We start from the raw sequence: 13,523 nt of genomic DNA on the forward strand, positions 1-13,523 counted from the left end.
GTATCTGTTGATAGTGATGAGTGCACTAGCGGTGCTAATAAGTAGCGGCGAATACAGTGTGACTTGCAAAAATATTTTTCGCCAGTCATTGAACTGAATTTGTTTTCTGTTGTTGTCGCCTTGTTTGTGTGGAGTGCAACACACCTTCAGCAATTGAGGCTTGACACGCTATTTGTCACTCATCCAAAGACGGACCTCGCCATGAAGATTCTGGTAACGGGTGGCGCCGGCTATATCGGCTCGCACACCACACTTGCACTGCTTGAAGCAGGTTATGAAGTTGTCGTACTGGATAATCTTTGCAACAGCAGCGAAGCGGCATTGCATGCCGTTGAAACCATCTGCGGCAAGAGTGCCTGGATGATCCGCGGCGATGTCTGCGACCGGGCACTGCTCGACCGGATTTTTCGCGAGCACAGCATCGAGGCGGTGCTGCATTTTGCCGGCCTGAAGGCGGTGGGCGAAAGCGTGCGCAAGCCGCTTGAGTACTACGAGACCAACGTCAGCGGCAGCATCACGCTGTGCCAGGCAATGGCAGCGGCGGGGGTGTTTCGCCTGGTATTCAGTTCATCGGCCACCGTCTATGGCGAGCCTGAGCAAATGCCGATCCGCGAGGATTTCCCCACGGGCACGCCGACCAACCCTTACGGCCAGTCCAAGCTGATTGTCGAAAACGTCTTGCGCGATCTGAGTCAGGCCGAGCCGCGCTGGAGCATCGCCTTGTTGCGTTATTTCAACCCGATCGGCGCCCACGACAGCGGCCACATGGGCGAAGACCCCAACGGTATCCCCAACAATCTGGTGCCTTACATCAGCCAGGTGGCCGTGGGCAGCCTGCAAGAGCTGTCGATCTTCGGCAACGATTACCCCACGGTCGATGGCACCGGTGTGCGCGATTACATCCACGTGGTCGATCTGGCGGACGGCCATTTGAAGGCCTTGCAGTCGATCGCCGGACGCACCGGCATTCACACCTGGAACCTCGGCACTGGCGATGGCTACAGCGTGTTGCAAGTGCTGCACGCCTTCGAGCAGGCGTGTGGCCAACCGGTGCCGTATCGCATGATGCCGCGCCGCTCCGGTGATATCGCCGAGAGCTGGGCCGATGCCTCCAAGGCTGCCAAAGAGCTGGGCTGGAAGGCCACGCGCAGTTTGCAGGATATGGTCACCGACACCTGGCGCTGGCAATCCAGCCATCCCAATGGTTACTTGCGATGATGGCCATTTAGTCCAATGTTATTTTCAGTCAGGTTGTTAGATAACGTCGGGAAATTACACTGGCAATGCCTTTTGCAAGTCCGTAGATATAAACCTGCCGTTCGACTTTTATCAGTTGGGTAAGACTGTGAAAGAACAACGGATCATGTTCGCGCTTTTTGCGGACTTGAACGCTACCACCGCTAACACAGATCGGTTTTTTAACAGATTGAATGTTAGAAAGGAGTTGTTATGAAAAAAGTGATGGCAGTTGCCCTGTTGACGATGTTGAGCAACTGGGCTGCCGCCGCTGAAGCACCGCTTACTGCGGTGACCAATGTAGGTGGCAATGTGGCGGCTTCTCAAGCGCCGGCAGCCAGTACTGCAATGGTCGCCAGTGCAGTCGCGGCGTCTAACAGCGGTGGCAGTGCCAACGGCGGTACCACCGGTACAACGGGTACCACCGGTACAACCGGCACGCATAACTAACAGGAAGTTCTGTTAGTGCAGTACAGGGTCGCCCGACGCAAGTCGGGTGACTTTGTTTTTGGATTCGCCCTTGAATAGCGTAGTGCCATTATGACTCGTAGTGTTTATCTTTTAATGTTGGCAAGTCTCGCTTTGCAAGGTTGCATGTTTTCCCCCGGTCAATACCTCAGCACCGGCAGCATCACGCGCCAGGGCGCCAGTGAAAGCAGCCGCGTCGAACTGATCCCGATCACCCCCAAGCTGATCGCCATGAACCGCGCCACACAAAAGCGTGAGTCGTTACCGGCGGAGCTGTTGGTGACACCTGCCGAGTACCGCATCGGCAACAACGATGTCCTGTACATCACGGTGTGGGATCACCCCGAGCTGACCGCGCCATCGGGCGCGCAACAACAGATCGATGCCAACGGCCGACTGGTGCGCTCCGATGGCACGCTGTACTACCCGTTCATCAAGGAAGTCCAGGCCGCCGGCCGGACGATCCAGCAACTGCGTTCGGACATCGAACAGCGACTGTCGGCATTCATCGCCGAGCCACAAGTGGACGTCGCCGTGTTGCGTTTCGCCAGCCAGAAAGTGGTGGTCACCGGCGCCGTGGCCAAGGCCGGCCCGCAAGCGATTTCCACCAATCCGCTGAGCGTGGTCGAAGCGCTCGGTTCGGCTGGTATCGATACCAACAACGCCGATTTGTCCGGGCTGTTGCTGACGCGCAACGGGCGCACTTATCCGCTGAATCTTGATTCGCTCAATCAACAGGATTCCGAGTTGCAGGGCGTCTACCTCAAGGGTGGCGACCAACTCTATCTGCCGTACAACGACAACAAGCGCATCTACGTAATGGGCGAGGTCAACCAGCCGCGCGCGCTGAGTTTCAAGACCGCGACCATGAACCTCACCGATGTTCTCGGATCGGTTGGTGGCTTGAGCCAGACCACCTCCAACGGCAATGCGGTGTACGTCATTCGTGGCGTGGAAAACCTCGATGTCGAGCCGGCCAAGATTTATCAGCTGGAAGCCGAATCGCCGACCGCCATGGCGCTGGCCTCGCACTTTGAAGTCCGCCCGCAGGACGTGGTGTATGTCGGGCCTGCCAACGTGACTCGCTGGAACCGCCTGATCAGTCAATTGGTGCCGTCGGCATCGATTGTCGGCACGGGCGCTTCCGCTGCGAAGAACTGGAGCGAATACAGTAACAACAGCAAATAAGGTCGCCGACTTTGAACATTCTGAAAGTTGGCCTGTGCCTGATGGCGGCCTCGTTGCTGTGTGGTTGCAACCCGTTGATGAGCGCGTCCTTGAACAACCTCAAGGCCGCAGTCGTCGGCCCGGATGAAGTGGACGTAAGTGCAGCCGAAGTGGCCGGAGTCAATTACCCGCAACTGAAACTGACCACGCCGTCCGGCTCCGGGGTGCTGGCGCTGGTGCGTGAGCGCGAAGACCTGCAGTTCTGGGTCGCGTCCGGCAAACAAGTGCTGTTGCTGCGCAATGGTCTGGCTGTACGCAGTATCGGCCTGGGCCTGGAGGGCGATCTCGACGGCACGCGCCTGGCCGATGACTCGCCGTTCAAACAGGGTCTGCAGCACGTCGCGGACGGCTTCACCACGCGACGCTGGATCGACCTCTACAAGGGCCAGGAAGTCGGGGTGATCGTCAACAGCCGCTTCTCTCGCCGCTCGGAACAGACCCTGCAGATTCTCGACAAGGAATACACCGTGCTGCGTGTCGATGAGCAGATTGACGCCCCGGCCATTGGCCTGAGCGCAACCAATCGTTACTGGGTCGACCCGCGTGACGGTTTCATTTTGCAGAGCGAGCAGCAGCTGACCTCGCAGTTGCGCGTCAAGGTTGTGCAACTGACCCCAGATCGCAGGCACCTGCCGTGATGCGCCTGAAAATGTTATCGGCGGGCCTGATGCTGGTCGCGAGTGTCAGCCAGGCGGCCGTCACCGTGTCGGGCGATGTCGCCAATCCCGGGCCGGTCACCTTGCCACCCGGCGGGCGCTTGCTCGATGTGATCAGCGAAGCAGTACCGAATGCCGAAGGTTACTGGCTGGCGGGCGCTCTGTTGCGCCAGTCGCTGATCGAGGAGCAGACGCGACTCAAGGTCGGCGTGCTGTTTGATCTCGACGTGTTGCAGCGCATGGCGATGCTGTTCGACCGGCCGAGTCGTGCGGCGTTGGCGCAGCGTCTTGCCGCAGAAGTGCGGCAGATGCCGGTCACCGGACGGCAGGTTGCCGACCTTGATCCGGTGGCGCTGGAAGTGGGTTTCGCGCGCAACATTCGTCTCGACGATGGCGATCGTCTGATCTACCCGACGCGGGTTGATGAGGTGCAAGTTCTCGGTGCCGTCGCCGAGCCGTGCCACTTGCCGTATCAGCCGTTACAAGAGGCCCGCGACTACCTGCAAGGCTGTTCGATCCTGAGCGATGCCGAGGCCGATTACCTGTGGCTGATCCAGCCCAACGGCGCCTCGCAGCGTGTCGGCATTGCCCACTGGAATCGCGAGAGCGGGCACTTTCCCGTGGCCGGCAGCAAGATTCTGGTGCCGGTGAAAAATGATGATCTTGATCCGCCTCTACCTGAACTGAATCAGCAGTTGGCCGAATTTATTGCCACGCAGCTGGCCGAGGTGGTTCGTTGAAGTTACGTTTTGCAGCTGTGTTGTTATTGCCTTGTGGACTGGTTCACGCCGAACCGCGCATTACCCAGAATGACTTCGGTGGCACCGGGCTGTTGCAGACGCCAACGGCGCGCATGGCCCCGGCCGGCGAGTTGAGTGTCAATGCCAACCGCACCGAACCGTATAGTCGCTACAGCGTGTCGTTGCAGCCGCTGGACTGGCTCGAAGGCTCGTTTCGCTACACCGCGATCACCAACCGGCCGTACGGCTCGGAGGCCCTGAGCGGTAGTCAAAGCTATAAGGATAAGGCGGTCGACGTCAAAGTCCGGCTGTGGCAGGAAAGCCACTGGCTGCCCGACGTGGCGCTGGGCTTCCGAGATATCGGTGGTACCGGTTTGTTCTCCAGTGAGTTTTTCGTCGCCAACAAGCGCTACGACAATCTCGACTTCAGTGCCGGGATTGCCTGGGGTTATCTGGGTAATCGCGGCGACATCGACAACCCGTTGGGCTATGTCAGTGATCGCTTCGATACCCGGCCCGCGCTCGAAGGCACCGGTGACGTCAACTCGGGTTCGTACTTTCGTGGCCGGCCTTCGTTCTTCGGCGGCGTGAGTTACCAGACGCCTTGGGATCGTCTCAGCCTGAAACTCGAATACGAAGGCAACGATTACAAGCACGAGCCGAAGGACAACATCATCAAGCAGGACTCGCCGATCAACCTCGGTGCGGTGTTCAAAGTGGCGGATTCGGTCGACGTCAGCGCTGCGTGGGAGCGTGGAAATACGGCGATGTTCGGCATTACCTTCCACACCAATTTCGCCACCCGCAAGGCCCCGGCCAAGACCTACGACCCGACACCCGAACCGCTGCCGGCGAAGATGCCGACCACCTCGATGGCGCAGGTCGATTGGGCCAATGTGTCGCAGCGCTTGCAGCAGAATGCCGGCTACAAAGTCGAGCGCATTACTCAGCGTGATTCCGAACTGATCGTCTATGGCGAACAGCAGCGTTACTTCCACTCGCCCAAGGCTGTAGGCCGCGCGAGCCGGATTCTCGACAACAGTGTCAGCGATGACATCGACTGGTTCACCGTGGTCAATAAGCGCTACGACTTGCCTCTGGAAGAAACCAGCGTGCCGCGTCAGACCTTCCGTGAAGTGATCAATAACGAGGAGCCGTTGCAGTCGCTGCACCGCACCACCGAGATCAACCCGGCGATGCCGCACAACGAGAAAACCCTCTACACCGAAGCGCCGCAGCATTTCAGTTATGGCGTGGGGCTGGGCTTCAAGCAGAACGTTGGCGGCCCGGATGGTTTGCTCTATCAGTTCACTGCCGATGCCGATGCCGAGTACCGTTTCAATCGCAACACCTGGTGGAACGGTTTGCTCAGTGCCAACCTGGTGAACAACTTCGACAAATTCAGCTACGACGCGCCGAGCGGTTTGCCGCGTGTGCGCACGGATTTGCGTCAGTACCTGACCACCTCCAATACGACCATGCCGTTGTTTCAGGTGAGCCACGCCGAGCAGTTGGATAAAGACTTGTATGGCATGGTGTATGGCGGGTATCTGGAATCGATGTTTGCCGGTGTGGGCGGGGAGGTGTTGTTCCGTCCGACCGGTGAACGCTGGTCGGTGGGCGCGGACATCAACTGGGTGCGTCAGCGTGATTTCGATCAAGGGTTTGCGCTGCGCGATTACTCGGTGGTGACCGGGCATATCACCGGGTATACGGACCTGCCGTTCGACACATTGGCGGCTGTCAGCGTGGGCCGGTATCTGGCCGGGGATTGGGGCGGCACGCTGGATATCTCGCGAGAGTTTTTCAACGGTGTGCGCTTTGGCGCGTGGGCAACGATCACTACGGCGAGCAGTGCCGAGTATGGCGAGGGTAGTTTCGACAAGGGTCTCTACCTGTCGATTCCGTTCGACGAAATGATGAGCATGTCGACCATGCGCCGCGCCAACCTGGTCTGGGCACCGCTGACCCGTGACGGCGGCGCCCGACTCAGCCGCAGCTTCCAGCTGCACTCGATGACCGACAGCCGGGAAGGGGACATGTTCTACCGTAATTTCGACAAGATCACCGAGTAACCACCATCACCCAAACCTGTAGGAGCAAAGCTTGCTCGCGAAGGCGCCGGCACATCCAACATCAATGTCGCCTGACCCACCGCCATCGCTGGCAAGCCAGCTCACACATTGGCTATTTGTCACGCCAAAAATCCAGAACCCACCCCAAATCCCCTGTAGGAGTGAGCCTGCTCGCGATAGCGTCCGTACAGTCGACATCCCTGTTGCCTGACCCACCGCCATCGCTGGCAAGCCAGCTCCCACAATGTCCAGTGGGTCATCCCACTGACCAGCCCCAGCCCCTTGTAGGAGCAGAGCTTGCTCGCGAAGGCGCCGGCACATCCAACATTGATGTGGCCTGACCCACTGCCATCGCGAGCAGGCTCACTCCTACAGTAGTTATGCGGTGAAGCCAGAATCCACACCACGCCCAAATCCCTGTGAGAGCTGGCTTGCCAGCGATGAGGCCGGCACATCCAACATTGATGTGGCCTGACCCACCGCCATCGCGAGCAGGCTCACTCCTACAGTAGTTATGCGGAGGAACCAAAATCCACACCACGCCAAAATCCCTGTGGGAGCTGGCTTGCCAGCGATGAGGCCGGCGCATCCAGCATCAATGTCGCCTGACCCACCGCCATCGCTGGCAAGCCCAGCTCCCACCGGTTTGTACGTCGAGCCCAAATCCCAGGCACAAAAAAGGGGACTTTCGTCCCCATGCGGTGTGCAGCGTTGAACCTTAGTAAATGTCCTTCGACAACAACGTAAACGGCGTCTTCACCAGGATCTTCAGATCCAGCCACAACGACCAGCTGTTGATGTACTGCAGGTCAATCTCCACACGCTTTTGCATCTTGTCGATCGTGTCCGTTTCACCACGGCAACCGCTGATCTGCGCCAGCCCGGTGATCCCCGGTTTAATCCGGTGACGCGCCATGTAGGCAAGGATTTTTCCCGAGTAGAAATGGTTGTGCGCGACCGCGTGCGGACGTGGCCCCACCAGGGCCATATGCCCTTGCAGCACGTTGAACAGTTGCGGCAATTCGTCCAGCGACGTGCGGCGAATGAAGCGTCCAACGGCAGTAATGCGCGAGTCGTTGCGGCTCGCCTGCTTCACATCGCGGTCGTCGTGCATGCTCATCGAGCGGAATTTCCAGACCTTGATCACCTTGCCGTTCCAGCCATGGCGATCCTGCTTGAACAGCACCGGGCCCGGCGAATTGAGTTTCACCGCCAGAGCGATGATCAACAGGATCGGGCTCAACGCGATGATCGCCAGCAAGGCTACGGTTTTCTCCACCAGGCTTTTGCTCAAAGCCGCCGTCGGGCGACTGGTCAGCGGGCTCTCGTTCAAGTAGATCGCCGGCAGGCCGTCCACGACTTTCACCGAGTGATTGAGCAGGGTCAGGCTGTTCAAATCCGGCACCCAGACCACATCGACATTGGCACCCAGCAAATCGACGTACATCGCTTCGATCTTCGCTGCTTCGCACAGCGGCAGAGTGATATACAAACGGCGGATGTCATGGGCCTCGATCAGTTCCAGCAACTGTTCCTGAGCACCAATAACACGCGGTGCATCGGCGTCCAGCGAAGACACATCGCCATTGCTGACCAAACCGACCAGGGGCAGATTCTCCAGTTGACTGAGCTTCTTCGCCAAGCCCAGCGCCAGCTCGCCTGTCCCGACAATCAGGGTCTTGTGCTCACTTTTACGCGAACGCTGATAGAACTTCGAAAACGCATGCAGCGGCGCATACAGCAGCGCCTGACCGAGGAAGCCGTACACCGCCCAGCTGAGAATCACCTGCCGCGAAAACAGCTCATCGGCCTGGCAGACAAACGCAATGCAAGCCAGCGCCGCCATGGTCATCGACCAACCCATGAACAGCCGACCGAGACCGGTCAGATAGTTATCGCGTTTGCGGTAAACACCGCTAAACGTATAAGCCGGCACCGAGGCCAATACTGCCAGTGTTGCGCACATACGGTAGTAGAACGCGACGGTCCCGGTGTGCTGTTCCGCGAGGATGAACAGCAGCGTTACAACAAAGCCCTGTGCCAGCGCCCATTGGCCCCAAAAGGTCAGTCCCTTGAGGCCCGTGTTTCGATTGATACTAAGAGAAAGTTCCATACGATATCCCCAAAAGACGTCCATTCAGGTTTCAACAGTTGAAAGCCGAGTTGTCAGGCAGACGGATTGTTTTTGTTGTTGTAAGTGTCCGGAGGTAACAACGTCGAGAGGTCGAACTGTCGTCAGTCAATAGACTAAGTTATTGCCTGAAATGGTGTCTGACGAGTTCTAACAAGATGGCACAATGCCAACTTTCTAATAATTAAATAGAACAGTGTTAGAAAAGGTCGTAGAGCAGGGGGTGAATAAATGATGTTGATTTTGTTACTGTTGAAAGGGTCGAGGCAGGGAGTTTGAATCTGATCAGGGAGGGTGTAACCAAACAGAGTGCTCTTGTTGTTTTTGTAATCGCACTTTTTCTGTTTTTGGTGTTCGCAGGTATCGACCGGGGTTACGCGACGATTTCCTGGATCAGGCAATAACCGCGATTGCGCACGGCACGAAACAGCCGCTCACCCTTACTGGCGCTCTTGAATTTGTCCTGCAGGCGACTCAGGCACATTTCCAGGCCGCGATATTGTTCCGGCTCTCGCCCGATGCTCAGGATCAGTTCATCGCGGCTGACAACTCGCTCTTCATGGTTGAGCATTTTCCTGACCAATGCTGTTTCCAGGCCGGTAAGACTGATCTCGACGTCGTCTTTAACCAATGCGCCTTGAACATTGTCGAGGTGCCACGTCTCGCTGCAAGGCATATCACCTTCAACAACGGGTGGCCTGTTGCTGCTATCGCTGGTACTGACCGGAATGCTCTGGAACGGGTTGGCTGATTGTGCGGCCAGCCATTCGGATTCAAGCGTGGCCAATATTCGCTGAGTATCATGTTCGATACTGCGCGCGACGTTCTTTCGACTGACGCTTGGATAGGTGAACTCCATCACCATTGGCGCCGAAGACTGCGAAGCAACGCCTTCAACAAACATCTGCGCCTGGGACGTGCCAAACGAATTGAAACGCTCACTGGACAAGATGCTCTCCAGTTCGCGTTGAGAAGTTGTACTGTGAGTCACGACGACAAAATATTTTCTGGGGAGGGTTGTACTAGTTTCCATGTCTCTCTCCTTAACTGCGTACCAAAATTGGCTAAAAGGTAAATCGGCAGGCGAGCAATGACTTCCTTGGAAGTAATCGACAGGCAGGGTCTGGGCCCGAAAATGGCCCTCGATAAGTTCCACTCGATCTGCTGCTATGTTGTTAAGTTTATTGTTATGGTGTCGCGCTCATTCAATCGCTTTTTTATAGACAGGCTTGAAGTACAACGAGAGCTATATGGTTGCATCAGACGATCCTTCGTTCGTATGCAAAAGGGGGCTGCCCTTGAGTCAGGCAGTCGATATCAGACCCCGCAGCAGGCGATAGCCATAGCCGCGAATGCTCTGAATCGCGTTTGTACCATACATGTCCTTGATTTTTCCACGCAAGCGGCTGATCGATTTCTCCAGCGCGCGAGGGTCGTAGAAATGGGTGTTGAGGCCCATGATGCCAGCGATTTCATCATGGCTCAGAATGTGATTACGGGTCTGCGCAAACGCTTCCAGGATCTTCATCTCGGCAAACGAGATGTCGAGTTTCTGGCCGTTGTCCATCAAACAGATGCGTGTCGGGTCCAGCGTGAGATTGATCTCGCGCTGCCATTCTTCACTGCTGAAGAATTCGGCCAGCAAGTCAGCGCCATCATCGGAAAGGGTATTGAGCTTGATACAAACATCCGCGCCGGCCAGATAGTATTTGATCTTGTTGACGGCGCCGCGACCGGTGATGACCGCGCAAATGATCGGTTTCAAATTATTGGCTCGCAGGTTTTCCACCAACGCGAGGTTTTCCTCAAGAGCCTGCGGGCTATCGATGACGAGGAAGATGGCACGATATGATCTGCAATATTCATTTTGCTGATATGAACTAAGGTAGTCGTTGACCTCTAGTGGCATATCGGTGCGCACATGCTGGGCTACCAGCGCTCTAAAATGTTCAGCCACGCCACGGGTGCGACCCAGAGTGAGAACTCCGGGTTCGGCATTTGTGGGGCGCGGGCTTCTAGGCGCTAAGTTCCCTGAGAGCATCATGCATTGACTCGAATTAGTGCTGACATCGGGATGTTAAAGCACCGGTTCTCATCTGTGACTGACAATTGGTAACATTTACGCGGATTTTAGACGTGTCTCCCGAGTTTTCTAACAATAAATAAGCTTTTCAAGCTTTTAGTTGATTTTCTCGGGGTGGTGAACTAGTGCTTAGATGGTGGCGATATGCAATGGTGCCACTATTTTGAGTCTATTGCGATGGCTTTGTCTATGTCCTTTTGCCATTGTATGGCCATCTCTGAATAATGTGATATTGATCACACTTTGTCGGCGGGGCAAGTTTTTTTCTATCTGAAGCCTAAATATTTTCCGTTTAGTTCGTCGGCCGACGATTACTAACATGGCTTGAGTGTGGCAATTCATAAGAACTATTCTTCAAGATCAACAGATCGCAGCCTGCGGCAGCTCCTACATTTGCAATACGTTCCCCTGTAGGAGCTGGCGAAGGCTGCGATCTGTTGATCTCCAACTAAACCAATTGTGTAACTTCAGATACTCAACCCCTGAGTGTTATTAGCCGGTCGCTCATCCAGAGCGCTCTGACGGAGGATTAATGGATTTCTGGACCCTTTTCCAGGTGTTGATATTAGGCGCAGTAGAAGGCCTGACCGAGTTCCTGCCGATCTCCAGTACTGGCCACCAGATCATCGTCGCCGACTTGCTCGAATTCGGCGGCGAACGCGCCATGGCGTTCAACATCATTATTCAACTGGGTGCCATTCTTGCCGTCGTCTGGGAGTTCCGCCCGAAGATCATCAACATCGTCAAAGGCCTGCCCACCGAGCGCAATGCGCAGCGCTTCACCCTCAACTTGCTGATCGCCTTTCTGCCCGCCGTAGTCTTGGGCGTGCTGTTCGCGGACGCCATCCACGAATACCTGTTTAACCCGATCACCGTCGCCGTAGCCTTGGTGGTTGGCGGCATCATCATGCTGTGGGCCGAACAGCGCAATCATGTGATCAGCGTCGATCACGTCGACGACATGCGCTGGTCTGACGCGCTGAAGATCGGTTTCGTACAATGCCTGGCGATGATTCCTGGCACCTCGCGCTCCGGTTCGACCATCATTGGCGGCTTGCTCTTCGGTCTGTCGCGCAAGGCCGCCACCGAGTTCTCGTTCTTTCTCGCCATGCCAACCATGGTCGGCGCCGCAGTGTATTCCGGCTACAAATACCGCGACCTGTTCCAGCCGAACGACCTGCCAGTCTTCGCCCTCGGCTTCGTTACGGCGTTCATCTTCGCGATGATTGCCGTGCGCGGTTTGCTCAAGTTTATTGCCAACCACAGCTACGCCGCGTTCGCCTGGTATCGGATCGCGTTCGGCTTGCTGATTCTGGCGACGTGGGTGTTTGGTTGGGTCAACTGGACAGCAGCGGCGGCCGCCTGATCACTGAGCGCTGATCAACGCCGCAACGGCGAGATCGTTTAACGCCGAATCCGGCGACTCCTGGCGATAGCGCTGCAAGGCCGACGTGAAATACGCGGCCTGCAGCATGCCGTCGCTGGCCAGATAAAGCCGCGCGTCTTCCTGCTCCTCGGCGGAGTAAACACGTTTAAAGCTTTCAGTGGTGTTGTTGGTGGCAGAGAAGGGCGTCAGCAACAGCACCATGATCGACAGGCCGGAAAACTGCGTCACCTCCCACGGCGTCTCGGTGCGGCCCATACAAAAGCCATCGCAGTGCGCATAAGCATTGGAGGTAACACTAAACAAAGCGAGAAAGGTGTAACGCTTGAAACCGGAAAAGTTAAACGCGGGCATACCCAAAAGACATCCTGTCTGCAAAACAAAACTCCGGGCAACGCTCATGCGTCACCCGCACACTCAAAACTTCAATCAACGGCCTTCAAGCAACGCCGCCGCCTGATCCAGCAACGCCAGCGGATCCTTGGCCTTGTGAATATCCACCGACAACAACTGACGAAATTTCCGCGCCCCCGGGAACCCCGTGCCCAGGCCCAGCACATGCCGGGTGATGTGATGCATCGCGCCACCGGCCTGCAAATGCTCGGCTATATAAGGACGCAACTGCGCCAACGCCTCAGCCCGGCTGATCACCGGCGCCGAACTGCCGAACAACTGCTGATCCACCTCCGCCAGCACATACGGATTGTGATAAGCCTCACGCCCCAACATCACCCCGTCGAAAGTCTGCAAATGCTCATGGCAGGCTTCCATCGTCTTGATCCCGCCATTCAGCACAATCTCCAACGCCGGAAAATCCACCTTCAGCTGCGCCGCCACGTCATAGCGCAACGGCGGAATGTCACGATTCTCCTTCGGCGACAACCCCTCCAGAATCGCAATCCGCGCATGCACGGTGAAACTGGTGCACCCGGCATCGCGGACTGTGCCGACGAAATCACACAGCTCCGCGTAACTGTCCCGGCCGTTGATGCCGATGCGATGCTTCACCGTCACCGGAATCGACACCGCGTCTTGCATCGCCTTGACACAATCCGCCACCAGTTGCGGGTGCCCCATCAGGCACGCGCCGATCATGTTGTTTTGCACACGATCACTTGGGCAGCCGACGTTCAGGTTTACCTCGTCGTAGCCGTGTTCCTGAGCCATGCGCGCGCAGGCGGCCAGATCCAACGGAACGCTACCGCCCAACTGCAGCGCGAGAGGGTGCTCGGCTTCGTTGTGACGGAGGAAGCGTTCGTGATCGCCGTTGAGCAGCGCGCCGGTGGTGACCATTTCGGTGTAGAGCAGGGCGTTCTTCGACAGGAGGCGTAGGAAGAAGCGGCAATGGCGGTCAGTCCAATCCATCATCGGGGCGACGGAGAAGCGGCGGGATAGTGGGGCGGGTTGTAGAGGCATTAGGAGAATCTGGATCAGAGGGGCGAAGGTGGGGGAGTTTATCAGGATCGGTAGGGAGAGGCTTGAGTGACTCGAGATAGGAGTACTTCTGATGACCACGAATGGAT

Annotated in this window: 12 protein-coding genes; 7 read left to right on the forward strand and 5 right to left on the reverse strand. The window is 56.9% G+C overall.

Translation table 11 applies throughout. The features are described from left to right. Nucleotides 1–201 precede the first annotated feature (201 nt). The 6 genes from galE to ACQ4MY_RS25210 all read left to right on the forward strand — a co-directional run bounded on the left by galE (nt 202) and on the right by ACQ4MY_RS25210 (nt 6,402). Complete coding sequence (galE, locus tag ACQ4MY_RS25185; protein ID WP_008087692.1) at nt 202–1,218, forward strand: UDP-glucose 4-epimerase GalE; 1,017 nt, start codon at nt 202–204, stop codon at nt 1,216–1,218. A 231-nt stretch (nt 1,219–1,449) separates the two neighbouring features. After that, nucleotides 1,450–1,686, forward strand: a complete 237-nt coding sequence (locus ACQ4MY_RS25190) for a hypothetical protein (RefSeq protein ID WP_007910552.1) — start codon at nt 1,450–1,452, stop codon at nt 1,684–1,686. 144 nt (nt 1,687–1,830) lie between these two features. Then, nucleotides 1,831–2,892, forward strand: a complete 1,062-nt coding sequence (locus ACQ4MY_RS25195) for a polysaccharide biosynthesis/export family protein (protein WP_052635322.1) — start codon at nt 1,831–1,833, stop codon at nt 2,890–2,892. Between the two features lie 11 nt (nt 2,893–2,903). Beyond that, a complete protein-coding gene (locus tag ACQ4MY_RS25200) occupies nt 2,904–3,569 on the forward strand; it encodes a YjbF family lipoprotein (protein WP_008087688.1) in 666 nt (221 codons plus the stop codon). Continuing rightward, nucleotides 3,569–4,327, forward strand: coding sequence for a capsule biosynthesis GfcC family protein (locus ACQ4MY_RS25205; protein WP_008087687.1), 759 nt, complete (start codon nt 3,569–3,571; stop codon nt 4,325–4,327). Before ACQ4MY_RS25200 ends, ACQ4MY_RS25205 begins: the two co-directional genes overlap by 1 nt. Beyond that, on the forward strand, nt 4,324–6,402 hold the full coding sequence (locus ACQ4MY_RS25210) for a YjbH domain-containing protein (RefSeq protein WP_008087685.1): 2,079 nt from the start codon (nt 4,324–4,326) through the stop codon (nt 6,400–6,402). Before ACQ4MY_RS25205 ends, ACQ4MY_RS25210 begins: the two co-directional genes overlap by 4 nt. Nucleotides 6,403–7,120: 718 nt before the next feature. Here ACQ4MY_RS25210 and ACQ4MY_RS25215 read toward each other — a convergent pair. The 3 genes from ACQ4MY_RS25215 to ACQ4MY_RS25225 all read right to left on the reverse strand — a co-directional run bounded on the left by ACQ4MY_RS25215 (nt 7,121) and on the right by ACQ4MY_RS25225 (nt 10,577). Continuing rightward, nucleotides 7,121–8,515, reverse strand: a complete 1,395-nt coding sequence (locus tag ACQ4MY_RS25215; RefSeq protein ID WP_440096824.1) for an undecaprenyl-phosphate glucose phosphotransferase — start codon at nt 8,513–8,515, stop codon at nt 7,121–7,123. Between the two features lie 391 nt (nt 8,516–8,906). Then, nucleotides 8,907–9,566 (reverse strand): winged helix-turn-helix domain-containing protein, encoded by a 660-nt coding sequence (locus tag ACQ4MY_RS25220; protein WP_440096825.1) that lies wholly within the window; start codon nt 9,564–9,566, stop codon nt 8,907–8,909. 270 nt (nt 9,567–9,836) lie between these two features. After that, a complete protein-coding gene (locus tag ACQ4MY_RS25225) occupies nt 9,837–10,577 on the reverse strand; it encodes a winged helix-turn-helix domain-containing protein (RefSeq protein WP_440096826.1) in 741 nt (246 codons plus the stop codon). A 571-nt stretch (nt 10,578–11,148) separates the two neighbouring features. On the opposite strand from ACQ4MY_RS25225, the gene ACQ4MY_RS25230 reads away from it, so the two are divergent. Beyond that, entirely contained in the window at nt 11,149–11,982 is an 834-nt protein-coding gene (locus ACQ4MY_RS25230) for an undecaprenyl-diphosphate phosphatase (protein ID WP_440096827.1), read from the forward strand. Here the strand turns inward: ACQ4MY_RS25230 and ACQ4MY_RS25235 are convergent, their stop codons facing one another. Further along, entirely contained in the window at nt 11,983–12,402 is a 420-nt protein-coding gene (locus tag ACQ4MY_RS25235; RefSeq protein ID WP_256677581.1) for a DUF2388 domain-containing protein, read from the reverse strand. Between the two features lie 27 nt (nt 12,403–12,429). Next, entirely contained in the window at nt 12,430–13,416 is a 987-nt protein-coding gene (dusA, locus tag ACQ4MY_RS25240) for a tRNA dihydrouridine(20/20a) synthase DusA (protein ID WP_440096828.1), read from the reverse strand. Between the last annotated feature and the right edge of the window lie 107 nt (nt 13,417–13,523).

The sequence above is a fragment of the Pseudomonas sp. SM4 genome, assembly GCF_051913165.1.
Taxonomy (GTDB): domain Bacteria; phylum Pseudomonadota; class Gammaproteobacteria; order Pseudomonadales; family Pseudomonadaceae; genus Aquipseudomonas.